Here is a 1517-nt window from a genome sequence, read left to right as displayed (position 1 = left end):
GGATTAACCTCTATCAGTATGCGCCTAACCCGTTGGGGTGGGTGGATCCGCTGGGGTTGTGGGCTTTTTATCAACTTATCAATTCTGCCGGTGAAGTTGTGTATTATGGAATAACCGATAGAACAGTTCAGCAACGAGTCATTGAGCATGCAAGTGATGGGAGAGTATTTTCCCAAGTTAGTTTTGTTGATGGACTTCAAAATAGAATTGCAGCGAGAAATTTAGAGGGTTCAGCATTGGATCATGCTCTAGGGAACTCTAACATTACTAATGCTGTCAGGAAGGATGGTGGTTTTTATCATAGCTATGACCCAAATAATTTGGCTCATGGGCGAAATTATCTTAGCCAAACTCAGATTAGTGATGCGCTTTCCAGTGGAAAAACTGTAAACGTTGATAGTAAAGGTAAATTTAAGGGAGGTTGCTGAATGAGTCAGGTAGAAAAAAACATTAATGCTCTAGAAATTATTTCCAATAAGATAAAGTCTTTTGACTCGATGCATGACGATATAAAAGAAATATCATTATTAATAAATGAATTAGAGATAATTGTTAGAAAAGAACAGTCAAAACATTATGAGATTTTCTTTTCTGACCTATCTTTAGCCAATAAAATAATTTCTTTGTGCAAAACAGGAATTTTTAATACCAGTACGATTATAAATTCCGTTTCAGTAATAGGGAATATGATTAAGAGATATGGACTTCCCCCAGAAAATGATTTTTTTTATTTTTTTTATGATTTGAAACATATAAAAAAAGTAAATTATTACGTCTCTTTATTTATTATGCAGCTCCCGCAATTTAATACTCAAAAAGATAAATGGGATTATCTTATTTCAGTTCCTGAAATATCACCAAAAAATAAATCGGAGAGGAATTTTTATATTGAACTAAAAAAAATAATAAACTCCAATGAAGTTATTCCAGATTATTACAGAAATAGATTTGTAATTATAATTGAGAAGTTAATTGATAACGCAAAAAATGATTTTTATAAAACAGAATATAAAGAACTAATGTTAGAAATAACTAAATAACTTCTCTAAATGGTAGTTCATTTGAAAGGAAATCAGTCTAAAACAGGCAACCTGAACAATATTACACCGGGTGGAATTATACCAATAATAACATTTATTCCGTGAAGAACAGCGGTTGATGAAAAAAAGAGGAATTATTGGGAATTCAAGATAAAAGCCTGATTTGGACTAAACAATCATAATTAAGGATACGATATTGAGGTAACAAAATAATAAATACTGACTACTTAAGTCATTGATCCTTATGGTAGTCAATAAGAGTTAAGGCTACCATATTGCGAGGCGATGTTCAGTACGATGTCGAGGGCCGCCTGCTGAAGCGCATTGACGTGCACTGACAGGTACACCACCGACCTGAATGGCGCACCGCTGGATATGACGGATGCGGACGGCTCGGTCCGCTGGAGCGGAGACTACAGTAGCTTCGGTGCAGTCAACGGACAAACGCAGGACAGCGAAGGACTGCGCCACGGCAAG

2 protein-coding genes and 1 pseudogene are annotated in these 1517 nt (G+C 35.5%); all 3 read left to right on the top strand.

Going from position 1 to position 1517, the window contains the following annotated elements:
• Nucleotides 1–428, top strand: a pseudogene (locus tag WCT94_RS20635) (hypothetical protein); the annotation flags it as partial.
• Nucleotides 429–1040 carry a hypothetical protein gene (locus tag WCT94_RS20630; RefSeq protein ID WP_336871577.1) on the top strand — a complete coding sequence of 204 codons (612 nt, stop codon included), beginning with the start codon at nt 429–431 and terminating at the stop codon, nt 1038–1040.
• Between the two features lie 324 nt (nt 1041–1364).
• Nucleotides 1365–1517: RHS domain-containing protein (locus WCT94_RS20625; protein WP_336871579.1), on the top strand; the 153-nt coding region annotated here is incomplete at its 3' end.

Source organism: Pectobacterium sp. 1950-15 (genome assembly GCF_037136835.1).
In the GTDB taxonomy this organism is placed as follows: Bacteria; Pseudomonadota; Gammaproteobacteria; order Enterobacterales; family Enterobacteriaceae; genus Pectobacterium.
Note: the sequence above shows the minus strand (reverse complement) of the source record. Positions and strands in the feature narration are given on the sequence as shown.

Excerpts from the sequence above, each read along its gene's own strand:
- WCT94_RS20630 (WP_336871577.1), top strand. The coding sequence starts at position 429 with ATGAGTCAGGTAGAAAAAAACATTAATGCTCTAGAAATTATTTCCAAT.